The 22,934-nt window shown below is 67.8% G+C and carries 20 protein-coding genes; 12 read left to right on the top strand and 8 right to left on the bottom strand.

The genetic code is table 11. The features are described from left to right. Positions 1–16: 16 nt before the first annotated feature. From Poly30_RS07035 to Poly30_RS07015, 5 genes are all read left to right on the top strand, one after another. Complete coding sequence (locus Poly30_RS07035; protein ID WP_145195676.1) at positions 17–1,249, top strand: DUF993 family protein; 1,233 nt, start codon at positions 17–19, stop codon at positions 1,247–1,249. Between the two features lie 149 nt (positions 1,250–1,398). After that, a complete protein-coding gene (locus Poly30_RS07030; RefSeq protein ID WP_145195674.1) occupies positions 1,399–2,151 on the top strand; it encodes a hypothetical protein in 753 nt (250 codons plus the stop codon). A gap of 30 nt (positions 2,152–2,181) precedes the next feature. After that, a complete protein-coding gene (locus Poly30_RS07025; protein WP_145195672.1) occupies positions 2,182–3,009 on the top strand; it encodes a hypothetical protein in 828 nt (275 codons plus the stop codon). 134 nt (positions 3,010–3,143) lie between these two features. Then, positions 3,144–4,220 carry a hypothetical protein gene (locus Poly30_RS07020; RefSeq protein ID WP_145195670.1) on the top strand — a complete coding sequence of 359 codons (1,077 nt, stop codon included), beginning with the start codon at positions 3,144–3,146 and terminating at the stop codon, positions 4,218–4,220. Between the two features lie 47 nt (positions 4,221–4,267). Next, positions 4,268–5,248: a DUF6807 domain-containing protein gene (locus Poly30_RS07015; RefSeq protein ID WP_145195668.1), complete on the top strand. Its 981-nt coding sequence runs from the start codon at positions 4,268–4,270 to the stop codon at positions 5,246–5,248. 100 nt (positions 5,249–5,348) lie between these two features. Here the strand turns inward: Poly30_RS07015 and Poly30_RS07010 are convergent, their stop codons facing one another. The 6 genes from Poly30_RS07010 to Poly30_RS06985 all read right to left on the bottom strand — a co-directional run bounded on the left by Poly30_RS07010 (position 5,349) and on the right by Poly30_RS06985 (position 10,654). Next, positions 5,349–5,927: a thymidine kinase gene (locus Poly30_RS07010; protein WP_145195666.1), complete on the bottom strand. Its 579-nt coding sequence runs from the start codon at positions 5,925–5,927 to the stop codon at positions 5,349–5,351. Positions 5,928–5,932: 5 nt separating this feature from the next. Continuing rightward, complete coding sequence (locus Poly30_RS07005; protein ID WP_145195664.1) at positions 5,933–6,532, bottom strand: ABC-type transport auxiliary lipoprotein family protein; 600 nt, start codon at positions 6,530–6,532, stop codon at positions 5,933–5,935. Between the two features lie 19 nt (positions 6,533–6,551). Next, complete coding sequence (locus Poly30_RS07000; RefSeq protein ID WP_419191069.1) at positions 6,552–7,526, bottom strand: MlaD family protein; 975 nt, start codon at positions 7,524–7,526, stop codon at positions 6,552–6,554. A gap of 50 nt (positions 7,527–7,576) precedes the next feature. After that, positions 7,577–8,488 carry an ABC transporter ATP-binding protein gene (locus tag Poly30_RS06995; protein ID WP_145195660.1) on the bottom strand — a complete coding sequence of 304 codons (912 nt, stop codon included), beginning with the start codon at positions 8,486–8,488 and terminating at the stop codon, positions 7,577–7,579. 2 nt (positions 8,489–8,490) lie between these two features. Next, positions 8,491–9,600: an MlaE family lipid ABC transporter permease subunit gene (locus tag Poly30_RS06990; protein ID WP_145195658.1), complete on the bottom strand. Its 1,110-nt coding sequence runs from the start codon at positions 9,598–9,600 to the stop codon at positions 8,491–8,493. A gap of 223 nt (positions 9,601–9,823) precedes the next feature. Continuing rightward, entirely contained in the window at positions 9,824–10,654 is an 831-nt protein-coding gene (locus Poly30_RS06985; RefSeq protein ID WP_419191068.1) for a helix-turn-helix domain-containing protein, read from the bottom strand. A gap of 197 nt (positions 10,655–10,851) precedes the next feature. Between Poly30_RS06985 and Poly30_RS06980 the strand changes: the two genes are divergently transcribed. The 6 genes from Poly30_RS06980 (at position 10,852) to Poly30_RS06955 (ending at position 17,546) form a co-directional block, all read left to right on the top strand. Beyond that, positions 10,852–11,628 carry a bacteriorhodopsin-like gene (locus Poly30_RS06980; protein ID WP_145195654.1) on the top strand — a complete coding sequence of 259 codons (777 nt, stop codon included), beginning with the start codon at positions 10,852–10,854 and terminating at the stop codon, positions 11,626–11,628. 104 nt (positions 11,629–11,732) lie between these two features. Continuing rightward, entirely contained in the window at positions 11,733–12,818 is a 1,086-nt protein-coding gene (locus tag Poly30_RS06975; RefSeq protein WP_145195652.1) for a polyprenyl synthetase family protein, read from the top strand. A 70-nt stretch (positions 12,819–12,888) separates the two neighbouring features. Beyond that, complete coding sequence (crtI, locus tag Poly30_RS06970; protein ID WP_145205993.1) at positions 12,889–14,397, top strand: phytoene desaturase family protein; 1,509 nt, start codon at positions 12,889–12,891, stop codon at positions 14,395–14,397. Between the two features lies 1 nt (position 14,398). Then, positions 14,399–15,385 (top strand): phytoene/squalene synthase family protein, encoded by a 987-nt coding sequence (locus Poly30_RS06965; RefSeq protein ID WP_419191067.1) that lies wholly within the window; start codon positions 14,399–14,401, stop codon positions 15,383–15,385. Next, positions 15,382–16,569, top strand: coding sequence for a lycopene cyclase family protein (locus Poly30_RS06960; protein WP_145195648.1), 1,188 nt, complete (start codon positions 15,382–15,384; stop codon positions 16,567–16,569). Before Poly30_RS06965 ends, Poly30_RS06960 begins: the two co-directional genes overlap by 4 nt. Then, on the top strand, positions 16,566–17,546 hold the full coding sequence (locus Poly30_RS06955) for a Brp/Blh family beta-carotene 15,15'-dioxygenase (protein ID WP_145195646.1): 981 nt from the start codon (positions 16,566–16,568) through the stop codon (positions 17,544–17,546). Before Poly30_RS06960 ends, Poly30_RS06955 begins: the two co-directional genes overlap by 4 nt. Here the strand turns inward: Poly30_RS06955 and Poly30_RS06950 are convergent. After that, entirely contained in the window at positions 17,538–20,714 is a 3,177-nt protein-coding gene (locus tag Poly30_RS06950; protein ID WP_145195641.1) for a choice-of-anchor I domain-containing protein, read from the bottom strand. The genes Poly30_RS06955 and Poly30_RS06950 overlap by 9 nt on opposite strands. A 194-nt stretch (positions 20,715–20,908) precedes the next feature. Between Poly30_RS06950 and Poly30_RS06945 the strand changes: the two genes are divergently transcribed. Next, positions 20,909–22,045, top strand: a complete 1,137-nt coding sequence (locus tag Poly30_RS06945; protein ID WP_419191066.1) for an alanine racemase — start codon at positions 20,909–20,911, stop codon at positions 22,043–22,045. 31 nt (positions 22,046–22,076) lie between these two features. Here Poly30_RS06945 and Poly30_RS06940 read toward each other — a convergent pair whose 3' ends face one another. Beyond that, positions 22,077–22,934: a hypothetical protein gene (locus tag Poly30_RS06940; protein ID WP_419191065.1), complete on the bottom strand. Its 858-nt coding sequence runs from the start codon at positions 22,932–22,934 to the stop codon at positions 22,077–22,079.

The raw sequence follows: 22,934 nt of genomic DNA, 5'->3' as shown, positions 1-22,934 counted from the left end.
CGCCATCGCCATCGCCATGCAACTATCCATAGAGATCCCCGGCGCCACCGGCATCACGCTGGATGATTCCGTCCTAGAGCCCTTCCGGATCGAAGGCGCCAGCGTCCGTTCGGAGACCGCGCTCGCCCTTCCCCGGCGCTGCTTCGCCGCGAGCCATATCGCGATGCTCCCCGGCTACGAGGCCGTTCCCCACAGCCTGGAGCATCCGGGGGACGCCGAGGAGATCGCCGAGTGGATCGACTGGGACACGTCGATGGCCTTCCGGCGCAGACTGGACGGACTGGGCTTCGGCATCGCGGAGGCCATGGATACGGCGCAGCGCTTCGAGCTCGGCTGGGCGGCCGCGAGCCGGCTGATCGAGGAGACGGGCCAGCTCGGGCTCACGAACGGGTTCGTGGGAGCTGCGTCCGCCGACCACGCGGATTCGATCGAGAGCTTTGGCGACCTGTCGCGTGCGATCGCGGAGCAGATCGCCTTCGTCCAGAAGGCCGGCGGCATCGCGATCATCCTTCCGCAGCCGTGGATGACCCTCCATGGCGCAGAAGAAGCGGACTACGTGCGCGTCTACTGTGACGCGATCGACGCCTCCGAGGGCCCCATCCTCCTCCACTGGCTCGGTGCGCCGTTCCACGCTGCCATGGAGGGCTACTTTCCCGGTGAGTCGCTCCGCACGATCCTCGCGCACGATCCAGCGAAGGTGCGCGGGATGAAGATCTCCATGCTCGATCAAGAGCTGGAGGAGTCGCTTCGGCGGAGTATCGCCGCCGACGACCAGGTGATCCTGACCGGCGACGATTACCACTTCGTGCCGCTGATCCAGGGCCATTCCCAGGAGTCGCGGGAGCTGCCCGATCTGGGAGGACTCCCCCTCCGTGGCGGCGACTACAGCCACGCGCTGCTGGGCATCCTGAACGCGATCGCCGCGCCGGCCTCGCTGGCGCTGCAGCACCTGGGCCGGGGCGACGTGGACACGTACCGCCAGATCATGGATCCGTGCGAGGCGCTTGGGCGCGAGATCTTCAAGGACCCGGTCCAGCGCTACAAGTCGGGCGTCGTGTTCCTGGCCTGGCTGAACGGCCACCAGCCGAACCGGATGCTCGTGAACCACGAGGAGAACGCCCGGAGCCGCGAGGACTACCTGCGGATCGCCGAGCTCGCGAGCCTCGCCGGGGTCATCGAGGACGCCGAGACGGCCTCGGGCCGCCTGCAGGAATTCCTGGGCGCGGGAGGCCTCCAGGGCCGGTCCTGACACCGCCGTCATGGGCCTGAAATCAGACGCCCCATGTTTCCATGAATACCGGGCGCCCCGCCGGGTAGCTCGAGCGCTACCCTCTTCCGCGAAAACGCCGTCCCCGATCTGGACAGAGCGGCGTCGCTGAATACCCCCCCTACTGCCCCATGAAGAACATCATCATTTTCGTCGTCGTCGTCGCAGGCGCCTACTTCGCCTGGAACAACCTCCCGGGCCTCCGCGACCAGGTCACCAAGGCCGCGAACAAGTACGGCGGGTGGACCGAGGAGGCTCGCAAGAGCGACCCGGTCGGCTTCATCGAGCACGCCACCGAGCAGCTGGAGAAGGACATCAAGGAGTTCGAGGCCGCCAAGACGGCACTCGTGAGCAACAAGAAGTCGAGCGAGGCGAAGCTCGAGGAATACCGTGACGAGCAGGCCACCTCCATGGGCCTCGCCAACTCCATCAAGGAGCAGTACAAGATCGCCGAGGAGACGGGCAACTGGCCGATCACCGTTGCCGGTAAGTCCTACGACCGCACCGCAGCGATCACGCTGGTCAACAACCTGCTGGCGACGAGCAAGAACGCGGCCGCCCGCATGACGGACTACGAGCAGGTGCTCGCAGCGATCGATCTGAAGTCCGCCGAACTCACCGGCCGGATCTCCGAGTCGAAGTTCAACGTCGAGAAGCTGGCGGCCCAGAAGGAGCTCGTGAAGATCGACAGCCTCAGCGCCGAGGCCGACATGTTGCTCGCGAAGGTGAACGACCTCGTCGAGGGCAACAGCAAGCTTGCCGAGGAGCCCGCTCTCACCTACGAGGACCTCGTCAAGGACCTCACGAAGCAGGCGAAGGCCGAAGAGAAGGCCGCAGCCAGCGACGCCGCGAACTCGGCCGCTCTGGACTTCCTCAATAGCTGATCCTTCCCCTCTGGCTCCCGCCACCTCGCCATGCCCCACCTCTTCGCCATCGCCATGACTCCCCTCGACTGGGGGATCTCGATCGCCGCATTGATGATGCTTCTCTTCGCCGCGCGCTCAATGGTGAGCGGCAAGGGCAAGTCGCAGATGGGGCTCTCGTTCGCCGTCCTCGCGGCCGTCGTCTGGACGTTCGCGATCGGTCGGCACATCGAGGGATTCAGCACGGTGGACGGACTGCGCGTGGCGGCGGGAGCCCTGCTGCTCGTCCCGGTCCTGCGAGCTCTGTTCTCGCAGACCGGGAGCAGCATCACGGGCGCAGTCGTTGCGCTGCTACTGGCGGCGTGGGCCGCGGGCCCGGTGATCGCTCGGTACAGCACGAACGTCATCGAAGCGGAGCTGCCAGCGCAGGAGCGACTGGAGAAGAAGCTTGCCGATATCGACGCGCGCCTGGCGACCCTCGGTGCCACCTCCGAAACCGTCTCTAGCTACGCCGCCACCCAGCGCGGCAAGCTCGAGGATCTGAAGGTCACGACCGAGGCCGAGATCGACGCCAACCCGGCCGCCATGGCGGCGTTGAAGAAATGGGCGGGCTACAAGGCCGAGCTCGTCGATCTCTCTCGCCAGATCCAGGAACTCCGAGCCCAGCGCACCGAGGTCGATGCGGCCCTGCGCGCTCTGGAGCGCGCGGGCGGGGACGAAACCTCCATCGCCGAGGCAGAGCGGATCCGCGAACTGGTCGAGCACGAGGCGGGCCGCGAGGACAAGTCGGTCCTGGACGACTACACCGACCGGGCGAAGATGCTGGATCTCTTCGAGAAGGAGTTCGGCCAGGATGCGTCCGAGAAGCTGCCTGACTGACCTCCAGGGACCGCTCCACGGCGTCTCATAAGGGAAACTTCAGGCGCCCAGGTCCCGCGTTGATTCAGCTGGCTCACCCGGCGAGGTGGCCCGAGCGCCCGCTTCCCCGAAGGATCGCTACGATGGGCAGTCAGATGCCTGTAATCGACGACGACCCCGTCACCCCCGACGCCCTCAACGGGCTGTTCATGGACGCCCGCGAACTGGGCCGCCATGTGCAGGTCTTTGCGCTCGCCATCAGCGGCCCCACGGGACCTGGCACGATCGACCGTGCCGTGCTGATCGCCGTCGAAGCACTGGCCGCGAGAAAGGACATCGAGACCTGCACGGGCTCGATCACGGTCCTGATGAACGGTGAGACCGCGGGCGTGCTGGTCGCGCAGCCCCAGGGTGCCCCCGGGCTCAAGGTCATCGGTGAGCATCTCGTGCAATCGCTGGCTGGCCAGCTCGGCGACGGCGTTCAGGTGGCCATCGGCATGGCGACGACGGCCGAGCACAAGGACCTGGACGTGGACGACGCGATCGCCGTGGCGATGGAAGGCCTGGAGGTGGCGAGCGCTTCGGGCGCGAACCGCGCGGTGCACTCCGAACTCTACGAGCTGACGCTCGCGACGCGTCGCCGTCGGGGCACCGTGTATCCGCTGGAGTCTGTCCAGCACGGCGATGAGCACGCGACGATCCCGAGCGCGAAGCCAGCTCGGCAGGCACCGTTCGCCCCCGTGGAAGTGGAGACCCGTGCCGACACGCCGCCCCCGGTCGATCGGCTCGGCGAGTTCGACGACCCGTTCGCTCACCTCGCCTCCGAGGCCTACGAGCTGGGCGCAGAGAGCGCCACGGCCCTGACGAACGGCATCGCGCCGAAGTCGGAGATCGTGGCGAAGCTCGAGCAGGAGTCGCGGGCGGAGATCGAGCGGTTGCGGCTGGAACTCGACCTGGCGCGACGTGAGAAGCTGGAGTCTGCGGCGAAGGGAGCCGAGAGCGACAAGCAGGAGCGCCGGATCGCGAAGCTCGTGCACCAGCTCGAGCAGGCGGAGTCGGAGATCGAACGCCTCCGCGCCGAGAGCGCGAAGGATCCTGGCGTCCCCTCGAAGTTCAGGGCCGTGCAGGGCCTCGACCCGAACGAGCCGACGGCTCCGGTGAAGCGCACGATCATCGACGGCGTGTTCCAGGCCAACCGCGCCGAGAAGCCGAAGGACAGAGCGGCCGAGTAGGCGCGATTGATCTCCCGGTATCTGGCTCGCACTGCCAGACTGGGACCATGATGATTCGCCTCACCATGGCAGCCGCAGCCGCGGTGCTCCTCTTCGCGTCGACCCAGGAGAGTTCCGTGGCCGATGCCCGGCGCCGACTCTCCCATTCGCTGGAAGACGGCAACCCGGTCATTCAGCTCGCCGACGGATCGCCCTTCGCCAAGCTATGGGTCCGGGGGACGCGAGTGCCTTACGTCTGGCCCCTCGTGGGCCCCTCCGGCGATCCGCTCACGCGCGCTTTCCCCATGGAGAAGGGGGGCGAGCACGAAGCGACGGATCACCCCCATCATCAGTCCTTCTGGTTCACCCACGGCAGCGTCAACGGCCACGACTTCTGGCACGATCCGAACTGCCGCATCACCCCCATCGGCGAACCCATCGTCACGATGACCGAAGGTCGCTTCGACATCGAGGTCCGCCTCAACCTCGCCTGGGAGGTATCCGGCGACGACGCGGTGCTCCACGAGTCACGGGCCTACCGCTTCGCTTCCCGCGGAGGACAGCGACTCGTGGAGTGCGAATCGCAGCTCGTGGCCAAGGAGGACGTGGTCTTCGGCGATACCAAGGAAGGGTCCTTCGCACTTCGCCTTCGACCTGAGCTACGCTTGAAGGGCGAGGTCGCCGCGGGGACGATCCTGAACTCCGCGGGTCAGACCGACGGCGACTGCTGGGGCCAGCGAGCCGCCTGGGTTTCCTACGAGGCGCCGCTCGGTGATCACCGCGTGGGCGTGACCGTGATGGACCACAGCGCCAACCTGCGGCATCCGACCTGGTGGCACGCGAGGGACTACGGCCTCGTGGCGGCGAACCCTTTCGGTATCCACGACTTCGAAAAGAAGGAGCCGGGGACCGGGGACTTCCAGCTGGAGAAGGGGAAGCAGCTGACGCTGAAGTACCTGGTCGTGCTATCGGACGGCGAAGAGAAGGACCGGCGGACGCTGACCCCGAAGGAGCTGGCGGAGATCTGGAACGGGTGGCTGGAGGAGTGAACGGACTGGCGGCAGTCCAGGCGTCTGCGCCACAGAATGCGATTCCGCGAGCACCGCCAGGATCCGCGCTCGCGGCGTTGCGCCCAACCCTAATGGCATACTATCCGTGGAACGCCTCCCTCCAGTGCGAACGGCAGAGCGACACATAGCTCTCGTCCCCGCCGATCTGCACCTGGGCGCCGTCCTTCACGACGTGTCCGTTCTCGTCCTTCCGAATCACCATCGTCGCCTTCCGGCCGCAGTGGCAGATCGTCCGGATCTCGCGCAGTGAATCCGCGATGGCGAGCAGCGTCGCCGAGCCCGGAAACGGCTGGCCCTGGAAGTCGACCCGCAGGCCGTACGTCATCACAGGGAGCCGCAGCTCGTCGGCCACGCGGCTGAGCTGCCAGACCTGCTCGGGCTGGAGGAACTGCGCCTCGTCCACCAGTACGCACGCGATCGGGCCCGCGGCCAGCCGCTCGGCCACCAGGTGGAAGAGATCGTCCCCCGTGCCGTACCGCTCTGCGGGCGCATGGATGCCGATCCGGCTGAAGATCTTGCCCGTACCGGAGCGATCGTCGATCGAGGCCGTCAGGAGCAGCGTCTTCATCCCTCGCTCGCGGTAGTTGTAGTCGGCCTGCAGGAGCACGGTCGACTTGCCCGCGTTCATCGTGGAGTAGTTGAAGTAGAGCTTCGCCATCGAACCTACTTGAGCGCCACGAGGGCGGAGATCTCCTGGACGACACGCTTCACCCCCGTGACGAGCGCCTCCGCCACCAGCGCGGGGTCCTCCCCGTCGACCGGGACATGGGCCTCGAAGCGCCGATGCATCAACGCCCTGCCATCGCCGTCGACGAGACGCGCAATGACTGCCACCCAGCCCTCGCGCCTGGGCTCCAGGTGCTCCTCGAACGTGATCACGTGGACGTCGAGTCGCCGCTCGGCCCCGGCGTCCGAAACGAATCCCTGACGCTGGAACAGCTCGTCCTCCAGCATTCGCTGCACGACGACCGCCGGTGACTCCGCCCAACGCGCGGAGTCCACGTACAGAATCTCGACCTCGGAGACCCGACGAATCAGCTGATCCGTGATCGCATCGGAAGCCGCCACCGTCCCCATGCGCAGGCTCGGGACCTTGGGCTGCGGAGTCTTGATTCCGCCCTGGTTCGTGCCGGGCGTCGACGCCTGCGGCATGGGGCTGAGCCAGCGCGTCGGCGTCGGCGCGTCAGGTGTGAGGCTCAGGCAGCCAGGCAGCAGGCCCAGCGCCAAGCACGTGAGGAAGCGAATCGGCATGGAGATCTTCATGGGAGAAAGGGCGCGCACCTCAGCCTCGCCCGCGCAGGAGAACGCCGGGGTCGCGCTCCAGGAGCGAAGCGAGCGCCTCGATCTTGCGCATCATGGCGCGCAGGTCGCGCAGAACCTCTGGCATGGACTGGGAGGCGGGAGCGAGGCCGTCCGTCACACGCCGGGTCGAGTCGGCCGCGCCACGAATCGAGTCGAGCATACCGGCCAGGTCGATTCCGTCCAAAAGCTGATCCGCCTTGGCAAGAGACGCGCGCAGGTCCGTCGCCAGAGCATCGACGCTGATCGAAGCCGAAGTGAGCGCACCCGACTCCCCGGAAAGGCTCGCGAGCGTGGTGTCGACGCCGTGGGCTGTCGTCCGAAGGTCCGAGATCAGGCCGCGAAGTTCGAAACCCAGTCCTGCCTCCGACGTCCCCTGAAGCGCTCCGCGCAGCTCATCCGACAGCCCCACCAGCGAATGGCTGATCGCGTGGGTATCGAGCGAGGCCAGGCGCTCGTCGAGCGTGACGGCCATCGAGCGGAAGTCTCGAATCGCCAGGGGAATCTCGTCTCCCAGGCCACGGAGAGCGTCCTCCAGGCTCTTCAGCGTGGAGGGCGCAGAGGGGATGTAGCCGCCTGGAGCCTTGAAGGACAGCTCCACCGTCGGCGTGTCCGGAGGAAAGAAGTCCGCCTCGAGGAACTTCACGCCCGTGATGCCCTGGGACGCGACGACGATCCGCATCTCGGGTGAAACCTCTCCATCCTTGTCTTCGTGCGCCCCGAGAGCTCCGATCTTGCGCAACTCCGCCACTCTGGCCTGGAAGTGAACCTCTACCAAACGGCGATCCGGAGCCAGCACGATTTCGGTCACCTTGCCAATGGTCACGCCGCGGATCTTGATCGGCGCACCGACCTCCAGCCCCTGCACAGACTCATCGAAGTACGTGATTCGCTCGTCCACATCCTCGGTCAGCCGGCTCGCTCCCAGCCAGAAGAGAGCAAGGATCAAAAGCGTCACGCCCCCCACGACAAAAGCGCCAACCTTCCATTCATTCGTAGCCTGCGCACTCATAGGTATTCGCCTCGGAAGGGGTCCTCGCGGACGATAGGCGGAAGATCTTTGGTGAAGGGCTCCTCCGCTGGTTGGGGTCTCGGAGTCGAACTCAGCAACTCCCCTTGGACCGAATCAGTCTGAGCCTCGCGGCGACCGCTGACCGACTCCCGGTGGAAGAACGCTCGAACTCGCGGATCGAAGCTCTCGTCCCGAAGCACTCGCGGATCGCCGTCCGCCACGATGCCACGCGTCTTTCGATCCAGCAGGATCGCGCGCGTTCCGATCTTGAAGATGCTCTCGAGTTCATGGGTCACGATGACGAGCGTCAGACCGAGTGAACGGTTGAGCGCGATCAGCAAGTCGTCGAGCTCGGACGACGTGATCGGATCCAGCCCCGCGGACGGCTCGTCGAGGAAGAGCAGATCGTTCTCCAGCGCGAGCGCGCGCGCGATGCCCGCACGCTTCTGCATGCCACCAGAGAGCTCGGACGGGAGGCGATCGCCTGCGCCCTCGAGGCCGACGAGGCGCAGCTTGCCATCCACGATCCCGGCGATCGTGCGCGCGTCCAGACTCGTCCACTGCTCGAGAGGCAACGCCACGTTCTGCGCGATCGTCAGTGACCCGAAGAGCGCGCCGCCCTGGAAGCTGACGCCGAAGCGCGGCCTGTGGCCCTGAAGCCTGGCCGGATCGCCGACGCCCGCGATCTCGACGCTGCCCGCGAGCGGGGCGAGGCGACCGAAGAGCGTCTTCAAGAGCGTTGACTTCCCGGTTCCCGAGCCGCCGAGGATCAAGAACACTTCGCCCTTCCCGATCGTGAAGTCGAGGTTCTCCATCAGCGGCTTGCCGTAGCCGATGGACAATTCTCTCGCATGGATGAATCCAGGCAACGAGCCGCCGCGGGACGAGAGGATTTCGGGAGCGCCCATCGCTACTGCAGCCCCCAAACGTTGAAGAAGAGCGCGAAGATCGCGTCCGCTAGAACCAGCCAGAACAGCGTACCGACGACGGCGGACGTGGTGACTCGTCCAACCCCCTCAGCCCCGCCGCGTGCGCTCAAGCCTCGCTCCGCAGCGAGCCCCGCAATGAGCCCGCCGAAGACGGCGGCCTTGACGAGGCCGCCGAGGATGTCCGACGGAACGAGCGCAGCGCGCGCTGACTGAACGAACTGCCCGAAGCTGACTTCCAGGGTGGCCGTCGCAACGACCGCGCCGCTGAAAATGCCGAGCATGTCGGCGACCAGCGTCAGGAGCGGCAGAGCCACGATGAGCGCCAGCATGCGCGGGAACACGAGGTAGCGGTGCGGGCAGATGCCCAGCGTATGGAGCGCGTCGATCTCCTCCGAGACCTTCATCGTTCCGATCTCGGCCGCGATGGCCGCGCCAGAGCGCCCCGCCACGACGATGGCCGTCATGAGAGGCGCCAGCTCTCGCGTCAACGAGAGGCTGACGAGGTCGGCCACGAAGGAATCAGCGCCGAACTTGCGGAGCTGAACGGCCGCCTGGAAGGCGGTTATCAAGCCCATGAGCGATCCGATGACGGCGACGATCGGTAGACCGTCAGCGCCGTGACGCTCGATCTGACGCAGGACGCTGCCCCACTGGATGGAGCGCGGATTCCGGACCGCACCAAGGGCGGCTCCGGACGCCTGGGCCACGAAGGCGAGCATGTGCTGGACGATGCCCACGATCTCCAGCGTTGACGCCCCGACCTGGTCGAAGAAGTGAACGCGCGGCGGCGCGGGCAGCCTTGCGGGGCACTGCCCGCTGTCCGTGTAGAGGTCGAGGATCGCCCGAACGTCCGGCCGCGCCCCCACCATCTCCGGCATCTGACCGGTGGTGCAGAGAGCGTCGGCCAGCACCGAAGCAGCGCTCCCCTCCAGCCGCTCGACCCCGCTCAGATCGATGAGTTCGAGGGGCCCTCGGTCGATGGCGGCGAGAACTTCACGGCGAAGCTCGGCGGCGGTTTCCAGTCGAAACTCGCCGCTCAGCCGGAGCCCGCGAACCCCGCTCGCATCGATCGTCTCCTGAACGGAAGCCATACGGCCCTGATTGGACCCGATAGGGGTGACCGGCTGCCACCATCGTCCGGCGTCTGGCCGCAAAGGTCCCTCGGAACGCTCCAGGGCGACGGCGGACGTGGGAGCCGATGCGCTCGGGAGACTCTTCGTTCTTGCCGTGACGCTCCTGCACCACCGCTCCAACGGCGAGTCAGGCGGGGATTCGAGCCCCAAATAGCGAGACGGCTCGCCTTCCCGCCGTGCTTCAACGCGCCGCGATGGCCTCCAGCTCGCGCATGCTCGCGACCTGGTGAACGTGATCCATGGCAGGCACTCGCAGCTCTGCCAGGGCGCGTCCGCCGAGGAGGAAGCGCCTGTCCCTCGACGCGTGTGCCTCCAGGGTGTCGAGGATCTCCTTCCGCTGGGTGACCGGGTCCCTGACGGAGTTGACGCTGATCCAGACGAGCTGAGCACGCTTCCTGACGGCGGCTTCCCCGATCGTGGCGACGGGCGTGTTCGGCCCGAGATCGAACGAGGAGTATCCCAGACCGTGCAGGATGGTGTCGGCCATCTGGGATGGCAGCGAGTACGGATCGCCTTCGATGGCTCCTCCGATCGATACCGGCCCCACACGCGAGGAATCAACGTCGCGAAGGCACCGAATCACGGCCGCGGTGACGGCCGTGGCCGCATGCTCGTCGAGGATGCCCTCACGTCCACCGTGCCACCTGTCGCCTATGCAAGCCATCGCAGGCGTGATCAATAGATCGAAGAGTGGCCCGAGCCCGTGGCCCGCGGCATGAAGTGCCAGCACGAGCCTCTTCGCGCCCTCGAAATCAGCCTCGACCAGCGCTGTGATGACCTCGTCCAGCTTGGAATCGATGCCCCCAAGTGGACGGGAAGACGCAGGTGGCACGCCGCGATGCCAGGTGAGGCCCTGGCTCGTCGCATAGGAGACGAGATCGCTCGTCCTGATTCGACGGTGGCCCCCCTCGGTTCGCTCGCCTTTCAGCGCCCCGCGGTCGACCCAGCGGCGAATGGAGGATTCGCTGACGCCGAGCGCGAGGGCTGCGTCCTTGGTGGAGATGTGTGACATGCGGTACCGCGCTGATTCGCCCAAGGGCTGCGTCTGGATGATGCAGTGGCGATCAGCGCGCGACATGAGAGTTACGGGAGTTTTTTTTCGCGATCTTCCAATTATGTGCCACCGGAGCTTCCAGCCCAGCGAAGGCTGCCTTGACCGAATGCTAGTTTTGAAAGTTTTCGCTCCCACCACGAAGGACATCCAACCCCATGCCTGATCTCACACCCGGCCAGTTCCAGCTGGTCTACAACCTCCTCTCCCTCACGGTGGCGACGATGCTCGCTGCTGGCCTGTTCTTCTACGGGTCCAGGGCCCACGTGGCGCACCGCTACCGTCCGGCGCTCCTCGTCTCGGCCATCGTCGTCTGGATCGCGGGCTACCACTACTTCCGGATCTTCCAGAGCTGGGAAGGTGCGTTCATGCTCAGCGGCGAGGGTGCCTACACGGCCAGCGGTGCGTTCTTCAACGACGCCTACCGCTACGCCGACTGGCTGATCACCGTGCCGCTCCTGCTCGTCGAACTCGTCGCCGTGATGGCGCTCGCCAAGGACGAGGCACGCTCGCTTCTGACCAAGCTGGTCATCGCCGCCGTCCTCATGATCGCCTTCGGCTACCCGGGCGAGGTCAGTGACAACGCGACGACCAAGTGGGTCTGGTGGGCGGCCGCCATGGTTCCGTACCTGTACATCTACGCGGCGCTCTTCAGCAAGATGGGCCCGGTCATCGCGGCGAACCCGGGCCGCGTCGGGAGCCTCCTCGGCCTCGCGCGCAACGTGCTCATCGTGACCTGGCTGTTCTACCCGATCTCCTTCCTGGCTCCGGTCCTCGGCCTCGGCGGCGCGACCGGTGAGGTCTTCCTGCAGGTCGGCTACACCATCGCCGACATCACGGCCAAGGCAGGCTTCGGCGTCGTCATCTACATGATCGCCGCGGCACGCACCGAGCAAGAAGGCCACGGCGCGACGACCGAGCCTCTCGCCGCCTGAACTTGGCTTCTGGACGGGCGGCGTCGACAGCGGCGCCGCCCACGCACCTTCGGCCCGTCTCCAGTGACGTCGTTCTCCCCTTCTTGGCCCACGCCAGCCCCCCCATGCGATCGATCCAGCGAACGTCCCACGAGAATGAGCTGCGCGCCGTGCCATCGCTAGGTGCCTGGCGCACCGTTTCGGGCCGAGCCGAAGAGCTGGAGCGCGGGCTACTGCGCGCGGTCGAGGGGCTGGGGTGCCTGGAGGAGGCGGGTCGCCACCATCTACTCGGCGGCGGCAAGCGCCTCCGCGGACGGCTCTCGCTCGCCGCAGGAATGGGGCTCGGCTGCGCTTTCTCGGACTCACTGCCCATCGCCATCGCGGTGGAGCTGCTGCACAATGCATCGCTCGTCCACGACGACCTGCAGGACGGAGATCGTGAGCGCCGCGGCGAACTCGCCGTCTGGGCAGCCTACGACCGATCGACGGCGCTCTTGCTGGGCGACGCGCTGATCGCGCGCGCCTTCGGATCACTCGCCGATGTTCCGAGCGCCCAGCTCGGCCCCATGCTGCGAACCCTCGCCAGCTGCGTGGCAGGCCTCGCCCGTGGTCAAGGCTCGGACGGAACGCAGCAACTCGCGATCGAGTGGACGATTCCCGCCTACGAGGAGCTCGCGCGCGAGAAAACGGGCCTGCTCTTCGCCCTTCCTCCGGCGCTCGTCTGCACCCACCTCCACGGACCCGGGCCGATGGCGCAGGCCGCGTCCGAGGCGTTCGCCCTTCTCGGAGTCGCGTTCCAGATCTACGACGACCTCGCGGACGTCACCGGTGCGAAGGGACGAGCCGCAGGAAGCGATCTGCGCGACAAGCGCCTCTCCGCCGTCGTTCTCCACACGCGACTCGCGCTGGCGGCCGAGCGCGCCCCACGCCCACGCTCCACGGCGCTCGACGGGATCCTGGAAGGACACTTCGATCGGATGCCGTTCGAGGAGCAAGCCGAACGAATCGTCGCCGGGCCCGGGATCGAAGCGACGCTTCGCCATCAGGAGGATGTCCTGGAGCGAGCGGTCACGGCCGGGCGAGTCCTCCCCGAAGGACTCCGCGATGTGCTCGAGGATATCGCCGAGGAAGTCCGGGACACGACGCGTGGACTCCTCTTCCGCGACCGCTTCGCCTCCGCTGACGCTGCCCTCTCCCAGCAGCAGGTCTGACTCTGCCATGCCGTTCTTCAGACTCACTTCCTCCATCGAAGCTGAACCCATCCGGGCCGATCGCAGCGCGATGCCGCATGCCGATCGGCAGCGACGCCAGGGCAGACGCGCCGTTGTCGTTGGTGCGGGCTTCGGCGGTATGGCCGCCGCGCTCCGCCTGAGAGCCCGCGGCTACGACGTCACGCTCCTCGACCGCCTGTCACGCCCGGGCGGGCGCGCTCAGGTCTATCGCCGCGGCGGCTTCACCTTCGACGCTGGCCCCACGGTCGTGACCGCTCCATTTCTCTTCCGAGAACTCTTCGAGCTGTTCGAGAAGAACCTCGATGACTACGTGGACCTCGTGCCCGTCGAGCCCTGGTATCGCTACCAGTTCGCCGATGGCAAGACCTTCGACTACGGCGGTTCGCTGGAGAACACGCTCCAGGAAATCGCTCGGTTCGAGCCGTCCGACGTCGAGGGCTACCGGCGACTGGTCGCCATGTCGGAGAAGATCTTCGACAAGGGGTTCACGGAACTCGCTGACCAGCCCTTCCACCGCTTCGGCACGATGCTGCGCACGCTGCCTGCGCTCCTCCGCCTCAAGAGCTACAAGACTGTCAGTCAGCTCGTCGGGAGCTTCCTGAAGAACGAGCAGCTGCGCCAGGCCTTCTGCATCCACCCGCTTCTGGTCGGTGGCAATCCCTTCGATACGACCTCGATCTACGCGCTGATTCACTTCCTCGAGCGACGCTGGGGAGTCCACTTCCCCATGGGTGGCACCGGGGCGCTCGTCGACGGAATCGCGCGTCTGATCGAGGAGGAAGGCGTGCAGTTCCGCGGCGACTCCACGGTAGCGGAGCTCGTCGTGGAACGCGGGGCGGCGCGCGGCGTCGTGCTCGAATCCGGCGAACGGCTGGAGGCCGATGTCGTCGTGGTGAATGGAGATCCGCCCTTCCTCTATCGCCACATGATCGACGCACGCCATCGTCGGCGCTGGACCGATCGGCGCGTGGATCGCCTGAAGTACTCGATGGGTCTCTTCGTCCTGTACTTCGGAACGAACCAGCGCTACCCGGACGTCCCCCACCACACCATCGTCCTCGGGCCGCGGTTCAAGGGTTTGCTGAAGGACATCTTCCACAAGCAGGTGCTGACCGAGGACTTCAGCGTCTACCTGCACAGGCCGACGGCCACGGACCCCTCGCTGGCGCCCGAGGGCAAGGACGGGTTTTACGCGCTCGTTCCGGTGCCCAACCTCGAGGCCGACATCGACTGGTCGGTGGCTGGCCCCGAACTCCGCGACCGACTCGTCGACTTCCTCGACGACCGGATTCTCCCGGGCCTCCGTGACACCATCACCGAGGACTTCTTCGTCACGCCGAAGACGTTCGAATCCCGCTTCCTCTCCCACAAGGGCTCAGGGTTCTCGATCCAGCCGATCTTCCGGCAGTCCGCCTGGTTCCGGTTCCACAACGTGTCGGAGGACGTCGAGGACCTCTACCTCGTCGGCGCCGGCACGCACCCCGGTGCCGGGATGCCCGGCGTGCTCTGCTCTGCCAAGATCCTCGACCGCGTCGTACCGGAGCCCGCGAGGTCCTGATTTGCAGCCCGCTGCCTCTCCTTCGGCCGCCAGCGCCGACCCCGCCGCGCGCGAGGCTCACGACGAGCTGGTCGCCGAGGGACGGCGCTCGCTGGCGCAGCACGGCTCGACCTTTCACCTCGCGCACCTTTTGCTGGGCCGCCGCGCCGCCGAGGACGTGGAGCTCTTGTACGGCTTCTTCCGCTTCGTCGACGACGTCGTCGACGAGCAGCCCGAAGCCGCAGCGCGTCGGGACCTGGCGCGGGTGCGGGCCGACCTGATCGCTCGACGTAGCGCGGATCCTGCCGTCCAGGGCTACCTTCGCTTCTGCGAACGCCGCCCCGCGGACCCGCTCGTCATCCAGGAGTTCCTGGCGGGCGTCGAGCAGGACCTCGTTCCGCGCCCGTACGAATCCGTGGACGAACTCCTGCGCTACGGCTACCGCGTGGCGGGCACGGTCGGCCTGACGATGTGCGCGCTCTTCGAGGTGAAGGACCGCGACGCGCTGCCGTTCGCCGTTGACCTGGGCGTCGGCATGCAGCTCACCAACATCTGCCGCGACGTGATGGAGGATGCGCGACGGGGCCGGGTCTACCTGCCCGCCGAGTGGACCGGAGGAGCCCTCGATCCCGCGCAGCTGGCGGCGCGCGCCGGTGACACGGAGTGTCGAGCCAGAGCCGCCGTCGAACGTCTCCTCGCGCTCGCGGACCGCTACTATCGAAGCGCTGACGCCGGGATGGTCCACCTCCCTGCCAGAGCGCGCGCCGCCGTGCTGACGGCCTCTCGCTGCTACGAGGCGATCGGCGGCAAGGTCCTGGCGACACCGAAGAATCGACTCCCCGAGAGAGTTCACGTGGGCGCCGCCGGCAAGTTCGTTCATCTGGCGCGAGCGGCCGGAGCCGCCGTCCGTATCGCTCTGGCAGGGCGCGGCGGCCGCGAGCCCCGGCACCTCCCCGGCCTCCACGTCGCCCTCCACGGCAAACCGGGCGCCGATCCCCTCGCCGGATGAGCGAGCGTGCGGACATCGCGATCCTCGGCGGCGGATGCGCTGGCCTGAGCCTCGCCGTACAGCTCGCCGCCGGCGATCTGCGCGGGCGCAGGGTCGTGGTCCTCGAGCGCCGGACGAGCTATGAACGCGATCGGACATGGTGCGGGTGGGCCCTGGCCCCGCATTCCTTCTCGTCCTGCGTCGACCACGCATGGTCGCGCTGGTCGGTGCGCCATCGCGGCGTGGACGTCCTGCACGCGTCAGGATCCTACCGCTATGAACACCTGAGAGCGGACCGCTTCTACGCCCACGCCCGCGAGCGCCTCGAACGCTCCAGCGCCGTGGACCTTCGAACGGGCGTCGAGGTCCTCGCCATGCGGCAGGCTGGGGCCGCCTTCGCGCTATCGACCGACTCGGGTTCCATCGAGGCCACCACGGTCATCGATACGAGACCACCACCACGCGAAGACGCGCCGCCGGGCGCGCTGCTCCAGCACTTCCTCGGCCAGGAGATCACGACGGCCGACGAGGTCTTCGAGCCGGGAACCGCGACGCTGATGGACTTCGACGTCTCCCAGGAAGACGGGATTCACTTCATGTACGTGCTGCCCTTCTCCAGGACGCGCGCGCTCATCGAGTCGACCGTGCTCTCCACGCGTCCCCTGGAGCGTGCAGCGTACGAGGCACGCATCGGCGAGTACGTCACGGCGCGGCTCGGCACGCGGATGACATCGGTCGACTACGTCGAGCAGGGGGTCATTCCGATGCACGGCGTGGCAAGGAACGACCAGCAAGGTTCGACGAACCGTTCGCAGAACCACTTTGCAGCGGAGTCGCGCGGCCGCGTGATTCGGCTCGGCACCCCCGGCGGCGCGGTCAAACCCAGCAGCGGCTACGCCTTCCACACGATCCAGCGCACCGCCGCGGCCCTCGCCGACACGCTGCTGGGGCGCGCTGAGCCCGACATCGCGCGGCCCCGCTCGCGCACCGACGGCTGGCTCGACGACGTCTTCCTGTCGTTCCTTCGCCGGCATCCGGAGCGCGGACCGAAGATCTTCCAGCGGCTGTTCCGCTCGATCGAGCCCGACGTGCTCGTGAGGTTCCTGATGGAGCGCGCGACCGTTTCCGATCGGATCCGCGTGATCGGCTCCATGCCCAAGCTGCCCTTCGCACGCGAGGCCCTGCGCGTCGCCACCTCGCGATGACCGTCCTCACCGAACAGCTGGAAGCGCGAGACCTCACGCACAGACGCTGGGCGTCGGCGGTCACCCTGATCGCCTGCGCTTCGGCGCTGTGGATGCCCGCGCTCTCCCTGAAGGGGCAGATGATCATCGTCGGCCTGGCGGTAGGGCTACTCGGCTTCCCCCACGGCGCGCTCGACCCGCTCGTTGCTGCGCTCCGAAGCGCCGACCGGAGCGAGCTGAACCTCGGACGCTTCCTGGGCCTCTACATCGGCATGGCCCTGGCGGTGGTGCTCCTCTGGGCGCTCTCCGCGCCGCTGGGACTCGCGCTCTTCCTCGCGACCTCCGCCCTGCATTTCGGTCTGGGCGATGCTCCACGATCCAGGGTGAGCCGCTCCCCATGGCGCCAGTGGGCACGCGTGGTGGCCCATGGAGCCGCCCCGATCATCCTGCCGGCGGCGGCGCATCCGGGGAACGTCGCGGAGGTGTTCGGCTGGTTGCTCGACCTTCCGCGCGCGTCGGTGGAACCCTGGCTGATCAGCGCCCGGCCCGCGGCACTGGCCGTCTGGGCCGCCTGCGTCGTGACGGGTTACTTCGGCGCCGGACGCAGCGAAGCCTCGCCCCGGAGAGGGATCCAGCGAGGGACCCAGCGCGGGATCCATGGCGGGCTCCTGGAACTCGGGCTGCTCACCGCCACCTTCGTGCTCCTCCCGCCGCTGCTCTCGTTCGCGGTCTACTTCTGCGCGTGGCACTCGGTGCGCCACCTCATCACCGTGGACGCGGTCCTCGGCCCCGGTCTTCGCGCGCGAGGACTCGTCGTCGGCGTCGGTGTGCTGGCGGCCACCGGAGCCCTGGTCTCGCTGGGACACCTCGCTGCCAGCGATCCGGCCTCGATCGAGTCGTTGACGCGCTCCCTCTTCGTCGCCCTCGCTGCGCTGACTCCGCCCCACATGCTGGTCACCGCGGCTCTGGCCCGACGCGTCGAATCGCTGTCAGAGTGACCGCGTGAGGCGACGAACCTCGATCACCCCGCGCGCTTCGTCCGTCACGAACAGCGTCGTCCCGGCGATCGGCGCGATGTCCAGATCGACCGGGCGCGTGGCGCTGCTGCCGACGCCGGACAGGAGCGGCGAGCCCGGGTTCGAGAGGTCGTAGAGCATGACCGTCCCGGCGCCCTCGAGGCCTGCCGCGAGAACGCGAACACCGCCGATGGAGCCCAGCGCGAGGCTGCTCGGCCGGATGCCATAGAGCGTCGCCGCGCTCGAGACGAGCGCTGGCTTCACCTCGAAGGCGCGCCTCTCCAGCGATCGGCTCGACCGCCACAGCGCATCCCCCCCGCGACTTCGCAGGCTGATGGAGCGCCCTCCGAAGGCGAGAAGCGTGTCCACGAGCCCGTCGTCGTCGAGGTCGCTGCCGACCCGACTGACGCGCAGGTCCCCGGCGACGGTGGGATTCTGGAGCGTGCTCGCGTTCGTGAAGACGCCGGTGTCGAGCAACAGACCACCGAGCCGCGCGGTCTCGTCGAAGGGATTCTGGCTGCCCGAGCCAGGGAGAACTCGAGCCCGTCCACCATCGGCGCTGAGCACATGGCTGACTCCCTGAATCTCGATTCCGACGAGGTCGAGCGGCTGCGTCAATCCCTGGATCGGAAGCGAGGACTGCGCGAGCATGGTGGCGTTGCCGGCGAAGTCCGCGCTGCTCGGCTGGAGCTGCACGACGCCCAGCTGCGCGACGCTACCGCCGAGGCCTGCGATGGAGCCGGTGCTCCCGTTCACGCTGGCGCCACCGAGCTGAAACTGATCGTCGAAGCCGACCAGAAGGCCGATCCCCGCGAAGTCCACGAGCGCGGAAGGCTGACCGGCCCCACCACCGAGGCCGACCTCGCGCAGATCGACGCGCAGGGTCTTGGCGGCTGGAACGATGCTGACGACGAGTTCGGCGAGCTCCTCCGGCGTGGACGACTCCAGAACGGCACTGACGGCGCCGTAGTCCGACGCGCTCAGGGTGCGAAGGTTCGTGGCGCTGGAGAGGTCGAGGTCGAAGATCGCGCGGAATCCGCTCGGATCGGTGGACGACTCGAGCAGGTAGAGGCCGGCGTCGTCGGCGCCGGAGCCGGCGAATTGCGTCATGCCCTCGAACGCGTGGCCGACCGCCTCGAGGACGACGGCGTACTCCCCGACGACGGAGCCAGACGTCGAGTCGAGCTCGATCATGCGCGCGATGCGCGAGTTCCGGGACGTCGTGTCGGCCGCGGTGTCCGGGTTGTCGAGCGGCAGGCGCGTGACCGCGAGGATGCTGCCGCGTTCGGGCGAATGGGCCACCGCGCCGAAGCCGCCGTAGCGCAGGGCGGGAGGCAGCGAGAGGTTCAGCCTGCGCTGCGCAAAGACCGCCGGCAGCGTGCCGCTGCCTAGAGTCCCGGGCGTACCTGCGGGTACGAAGCGCTGCATCACGGCGCCGGTGGAGCTGAGCCTCCACAGTCCGTTGCGGCGCATCTCTCCGAGCCAGACGTCGGACCCCGGCACGCGCGTCGCGCCGCCGAAGCGGGCGCCGTAGGCGTCGGTCGGGACGACGTTCCCATCCAGGTTCAGGACTTCCTCGTCGTGGGAGGCGAGGCCGGGCTGCGCTGCTCGCAGGCTCGGACTTCCGGTGACCGCTTGGCCTGCCGGGCCGAGGATGGGCTCGCGCGTACTCAGCTCGAGGTCACCGACGGGACCGAGAGCGGTGAGACTGACCGTCCGCAGCTCCTGACGGGCGCTGGCGTCGACCAGCGTGAGATCCAGTTCACCGTCGCCGTCACGGTCCTGGGGAGCGGTTACGGGTCCCGCCGCGCTCACCGTCCGGATCCGCGCGATTCCAGACGAGTTCACCGTCGCTTCGACGAGCGCAGTGATGCCGCCGAAGGGAATGGACTGGCCCGCGGGAGTGGTGAAGAGCGCGGGAGCGGAGAGCGGCCGCTGACGAAGGGCCGTGGCTTCGAAGGAAGCACCGCTCGGGCCGAACGATCGGTCTTCCAGCGGAACGAGATCGGTGATCAGGCCGCTCACGACGTCGATGACGACGAGCGCGTCGTTCTCCGGGCAGGACGCCCAGACGGTCTCGCCGTCGGGCGAGATCGCCACGGCCCGCGGCGTCAGCTCGACCGATGCCCTGGGGCTGCTCGCGAAGAAGCGAATGCCGGATTGGGCGAGCGCGACCTCGTCTCCGTCGAACGGATTGAGCACCACCGGGTCGATGTCACCGTGGACGTCGAGCGCCGCGGCGCCTCCTGCGGGGATGTGCACGATCGTGATGTAGCCGAAGCCGTCGCCTGCGCCGACCTCCAGCGGATCGCCCGCGCACGCGATCGCGAACAGGGAGCCGTCTGCGGTGACCTCGACGTCGACGGGATTCGAGCCCGTCGTCGAGACCTGGTTCAGGGTCTGGAGAGTGTTCGGGTCGACGAGCTGGAGCACACCCGGGAACTCCGGCGTCTCCCCGGTCCAGGTGATGCCGACGGCGCCGGCTTCGCCCGCGGCGACGGCGACCGGGTAGCCCGGAGTGAATCCGAGCGTCGAGGCTGGGGTCGGGAGCACGCCCACGAACGACGGGGCGCCCGGCGAGGAGACATCGTAGGCGAGCACGTCACCGCCGACGCCGTCGATGACGAAGAGCCTGCCCGATCCAGAGTGGACCGCGGACGCCATCGCGCGCCCCTCGCCGCCGCCGCGGATCTCGATCGTCGAACGGAGTTCGGCCTGGAGCACGGGGCGAGCCGATTGAACCTGAATCACCACGCGATCGCGCGCGACGAGGGTGCCGGCCGGACCGAGCCCTGCGACCTCCAGCTCGACGGTCGTGGCTCTTTCCGGCGCGGTGAACTGAACGGTCTGGTTCTCGGGGCCCACGAGGACCACCGGAGCGCCGGCGGTCTGGCGCCAGGAGAAGTCCGTGATGCCAGAATCCGTCGCCGGAGTCGCCGTGAACGTCAGCACCTCACTCGCCAGGACCGTGCGGTTGGCCCCTGCGGAGAGTCCGGCGCCCACGCTGTCACCACCGCCGCCGCCGCCGCCGCAGGCAGCCAGGAGCCCCACGAGGACGAGTGCCTGCCCCCGGCGGAGCCCTGGCGTGAGGCCCCTGCGGAGCGAGGACGTGAGGAAGGCGGACCGGGCCCTAGGATGACGATCAAGCATGTGCGGTGCGATGAACTTCGGAAGGAGACTCCGAACGCCCGCTGCGAGGAAGCAGGCTCCAGACGATGTCTCTACCGAAGACTACTCCGCTGGACACTCCGACGCCTAAAAGTCCACGGGTCGATCTCGCGGCCGGACGAGAATGTCATCATCCTGTGGCAAGTCCCTCATCTGGACACCTTCCCGGACACACCATGACGGCCCCCCTCGCCCCCGTAGAGGCCTCCCTGCCGGCCCCCTGGCATGGGCTCCTGACGCCCGCCTTGATCATCGATCTCGGCCGGGCGCGGCGCAACATCGCGGCGACCCTTGAGCGCGTCGGCGGCCCTGATCGCTGGCGACCGCACGTGAAGACCGTCAAGGTCCCGGAAGTCATGTCCCTTTACCTCGACGCGGGCGTACTGCAGTTCAAGTGTGCGACGCTCAAGGAAGCCGAAGTGCTGGCCAGCTGCAGGTCCGCGTCCGGGGACGTGGCGGCCGTCGACATCCTCGTCGCCCACCATCTCTTCGGCCCCGCGCTCGCTCGACTCGGGGAGCTGGCCGCGGAGTTTCCGTCCGTCCGATTCTCGACGCTCGTCGAGGCCTCGGAGCAAGTCGAGGGCATCCCAGGCGCCGTCGGCGTCTTCGCCGATCTCGATCTGGGCATGAACCGCACCGGTCTCTCCGTCGAGGACCTGGAGGCACTGGAAACGATCGCTCGCGCCGCGGGGAGTCGCTTCGGCGGACTCCACGCCTACGACGGCCACATGCACGACCCTGACGGAGCGAAGCGCGAGCGAATGGCACACCGCTGCTACGACCGCCTCGTCGGAGCCCACAGGCACCTCGCGGATGCGGGCCTCGAACCCGGCGAGCTGATCACCTCGGGGACTCCTTCCTACCCCGCTGCCCTGAACCACCGCGTACTGAAGACGCTCCCCCATCGCGTCTCCCCCGGCACGGTGGTCTACCACGACCTCCGCACGCGCGAGCAGCTTGCGGATCACGCCATCGAGTTCGCCGCCATCGTGCTCACCCGCGTGGCGAGCTTGCCCGGCGAGGATCTCTTCACCGTAGACGCCGGATCCAAGGCCATCGAAGCGGCGACCCCGACCTTGATCGCAGCGGCGCTGGAGTGGCCGAACGCCGTCGCGATCCGCCAGAGCGAGGAGCACACGGTGTTCCAGGTGAAGGACGGCAAGCGTCCGAAGCGGGGTGATCTGCTGCGGCTCGTCCCCGGGCACGTATGCCCGACCGTCAACCTGGCTTCGGACTGCGTCCTGACCGACGGAGACGACATCCTGGGGGTGGCTCACGTGTCAGCCCGTGGTCACCAGGTCGCTCGAAGGTAGCGCCCGGCGGCCGGGTCGCCCGAGCCTTCGATCAGCGCTGGCTCCGCCAATGCCCACCGACGACGGCCAGCGGCACAAGCAGCGCGACCACTCCGGTCACGAAGCCCACGCTCTCCAGAGAGACCCCGAGCACGTTGTCCGCGAGCCGGATGTAGTCGTTCGTCAACCCGAACGACTGGTTCGCCGCGTACTCCAGGCGGGCGTTCTGGCTGAACGCCAGGCCGAACGAGAGCAAGACGCTCTGCCCCACCAGGTACCAGCCGAGCATGGCGTAGGCGGCGCGCTCGGCATCGTGGTGACAGTCCTCGCCATCGAGGCAGCGCCAGAGGCAGACCGCTCCGGCGACGAGTTCGCCCAGGTGGCCTCCGCTCAGGATCATGAAGTGCCCGAAGCCGGTCCAGCAGAGGAGCGGGTAGACGACCGCGAGGGCCGCGACCGCGACGATGCGGCCATGGGGCGGGAGGTAGGCGCGGATGAGCCCCAGCGTGCCCACCACCACCGCGATCCGCATGATCCACACGGGCTCCGCAATGGCCGACATCGCGTGGCCGCTGAGGGAGATCTTCGGGAGCGCAGGGTGCCCGGCGAAGATCGCGATGGCCGAGTGGCCGACCTCGTGGAAGAGCGACTTCAGGAACCAACCCATGTACTGGAGCAGCGGCGTCAGCCCGAAGACGAACGCGAGCGGAATCCCGAGGGCCACGAAGTTGAGCCCGCGCTGGAAATCCTTTCCGTTTCGTTCTGCGCGGGCTGCCCGATAGTCGGGGATGCCATGGGCTGGCGGAGCGGCCGTGCCCGGAGACACCAACGACGCCTGCTGGCTTCCCATGAGCACCCCGGGCGAGGTTCCGGCCCCCGCCCCGCCGTCGCCGAGCGGGTTCGAACACAT

Origin of the sequence: Saltatorellus ferox (genome assembly GCA_007751475.1) — a bacterium.
Lineage (GTDB): Bacteria > Planctomycetota > UBA1135 > UBA1135.
This window is presented reverse-complemented; position numbering and strand designations above follow the sequence as displayed.

Coding starts and splice junctions, on each gene's coding strand:
- Poly30_RS07035 (WP_145195676.1), top strand. CDS start 17: ATGCAACTATCCATAGAGATCCCCGGCGCCACCGGCATCACGCTGGAT.
- Poly30_RS07030 (WP_145195674.1), top strand. CDS start 1,399: ATGAAGAACATCATCATTTTCGTCGTCGTCGTCGCAGGCGCCTACTTC.
- Poly30_RS07025 (WP_145195672.1), top strand. CDS start 2,182: ATGCCCCACCTCTTCGCCATCGCCATGACTCCCCTCGACTGGGGGATC.
- Poly30_RS07020 (WP_145195670.1), top strand. CDS start 3,144: ATGCCTGTAATCGACGACGACCCCGTCACCCCCGACGCCCTCAACGGG.
- Poly30_RS07015 (WP_145195668.1), top strand. CDS start 4,268: ATGATGATTCGCCTCACCATGGCAGCCGCAGCCGCGGTGCTCCTCTTC.
- Poly30_RS07010 (WP_145195666.1), bottom strand. CDS start 5,927: ATGGCGAAGCTCTACTTCAACTACTCCACGATGAACGCGGGCAAGTCG.
- Poly30_RS07005 (WP_145195664.1), bottom strand. CDS start 6,532: ATGAAGATCTCCATGCCGATTCGCTTCCTCACGTGCTTGGCGCTGGGC.
- Poly30_RS06995 (WP_145195660.1), bottom strand. CDS start 8,488: ATGGGCGCTCCCGAAATCCTCTCGTCCCGCGGCGGCTCGTTGCCTGGA.
- Poly30_RS06990 (WP_145195658.1), bottom strand. CDS start 9,600: ATGGCTTCCGTTCAGGAGACGATCGATGCGAGCGGGGTTCGCGGGCTC.
- Poly30_RS06985 (WP_419191068.1), bottom strand. CDS start 10,654: ATGTCACACATCTCCACCAAGGACGCAGCCCTCGCGCTCGGCGTCAGC.
- Poly30_RS06980 (WP_145195654.1), top strand. CDS start 10,852: ATGCCTGATCTCACACCCGGCCAGTTCCAGCTGGTCTACAACCTCCTC.
- Poly30_RS06975 (WP_145195652.1), top strand. CDS start 11,733: ATGCGATCGATCCAGCGAACGTCCCACGAGAATGAGCTGCGCGCCGTG.
- crtI (WP_145205993.1), top strand. CDS start 12,889: ATGCCGCATGCCGATCGGCAGCGACGCCAGGGCAGACGCGCCGTTGTC.
- Poly30_RS06960 (WP_145195648.1), top strand. CDS start 15,382: ATGAGCGAGCGTGCGGACATCGCGATCCTCGGCGGCGGATGCGCTGGC.
- Poly30_RS06955 (WP_145195646.1), top strand. CDS start 16,566: ATGACCGTCCTCACCGAACAGCTGGAAGCGCGAGACCTCACGCACAGA.
- Poly30_RS06950 (WP_145195641.1), bottom strand. CDS start 20,714: ATGCTTGATCGTCATCCTAGGGCCCGGTCCGCCTTCCTCACGTCCTCG.
- Poly30_RS06945 (WP_419191066.1), top strand. CDS start 20,909: ATGACGGCCCCCCTCGCCCCCGTAGAGGCCTCCCTGCCGGCCCCCTGG.
- Poly30_RS06940 (WP_419191065.1), bottom strand. CDS start 22,934: ATGTGTTCGAACCCGCTCGGCGACGGCGGGGCGGGGGCCGGAACCTCG.